Annotated in this window: 1 protein-coding gene; it reads left to right on the top strand. The window is 64.9% G+C overall.

The window, feature by feature from the left end:
- The first annotated feature begins 136 nt into the window (after positions 1-136).
- Entirely contained in the window at positions 137-1,543 is a 1,407-nt protein-coding gene (locus tag ACH65_RS15015) for an IS4 family transposase (protein ID WP_049623429.1), read from the top strand.
- Positions 1,544-1,554: the final 11 nt, after the last annotated feature.

Below are 1,554 nucleotides of genomic sequence, written 5' to 3'. Positions count from 1 at the left end.
GTCCGCAGGGTCCGCGAGGGAGGGCTGGGGTTTTCCGACAGGGCATCCCCGGATCAAGTCCTGTCTCTTTATCACATCTTTAGCCAGCTATATCCTGCAACGCCATGGTTTGACGGGATCATGGTGAACGATGGTTATGGATGAACGGCAGTGGTCGCGGCAACTGTTCGGCCACTGTGATCTGGGTGATGTTCGCCGGACGCGGCGGCTGGTGGATGTGGCGGCGCGGCTTGCGTGCCGAGCGGGTCAGTCGTTGGCACGATGCTGCCAAGGAGATCCCGCGGCGGTACTGGGGAGCTATCGGTTGATCGAGAACGCAAGCGTGGCACCGGAGGCGATCGCCGAAGCCGGCTTTGAGGCCATGGCGGGGGCGGCCCGGACGACATCGGGTGAACTGTTGGCCGTGGAGGACAGCACGAGTGTGGTCTATGCCCATGCGGTCGCCGACCAGTTGGGCACCACCGGATCGCAGCAACAGCCCAAGCATCGGGGCTATCTGGTGCACTCGGTCTTGCTGTTGGAGGCGTCCAGCGAGCGGACGCTGGGGCTGGTAGAGCAACGCCGGTGGTGTCGCGAGGATGCCGGCTATGGCCGCAAGCATGCCCGCAAGCAACGGGCCTATGAGGACAAGGAGAGCTACAAGTGGCAGCAGGCGTCGGCACGGATGGCCGGCCGGATGGGATGCGCGATGGCACGCACGATCTCGGTGTGCGACCGGGAGTCGGACGTCTACGAGTACTTGCACTACAAGCATGAGCAGGGGCAGCGCTATGTGGTTCGGGCGCAATCGGATCGGGGTCTGACCCAGAGCGGGCAGACCCTGTTTGGCGCACTGGCCGGTGAACAGGCCTGGCAGTACGAGGCGATCGTGGAAGTGACCCAGCGCGGCGGCCGTGCGGCGCGCAAGGCGCGGGTGCAGGTGTGCGGTCGCCGCCTGGAGGTGAAGCCACCGGCCGACCGTGGCAAGCAAGCGGTGTCGCTGCCGATCAACGTCGTGCTGGTGCGCGAGCCCGCCGGTGGCGAGCATGAGCCGCTGCACTGGGTTCTTCTGACCAGCGAGCCGGTGGAGAGCGTCGAGCAAGTCAGGCGTATCGTGAGGTACTACGAACTGCGCTGGCGGATCGAGGAGTACCACAAGGCGTGGAAGAGTGGCGTGGGCGTGGAGCGGCTGCGCCAGCAAAGCGCGGCGAGCCTGGAGCGCATGCTGGCGATCACCGCGTTCGTCGCAGTGAGGCTGTTGCAACTGCGCGAGTCGTTACCCAGCGGGCTGGACAAGGGCGACGCTCAAGCGGAACTGTCCTGCGATCAAATCCTTGAAACCGAGGAATGGAAGGTGTTGTGGCTGACGGTGCAGAAGACCCCGCTACCGGCGACACCACCGACCGCACGATGGGCGTGTCTGGCGCTTGCCACGTTGGGGGGATTCACCGACACCAAACGCACCGGGCGTCCTGGCTGGGCCACCCTATGGCATGGCTGGCAGGTACTACAGGAGCGAGTTGTGGGCTTCCGGGTGGCTACGGGGATGGCGACAGAGATGTGATAAAGAGACAG

This window comes from Frateuria defendens (assembly GCF_001182895.1).
GTDB classification, from domain to species: Bacteria; Pseudomonadota; Gammaproteobacteria; order Xanthomonadales; family Rhodanobacteraceae; genus Frateuria_B; species Frateuria_B defendens.
Note: the sequence above shows the minus strand (reverse complement) of the source record. Positions and strands in the feature narration are given on the sequence as shown.

Coding starts and splice junctions, on each gene's coding strand:
- ACH65_RS15015 (WP_049623429.1), top strand. CDS start 137: ATGGATGAACGGCAGTGGTCGCGGCAACTGTTCGGCCACTGTGATCTG.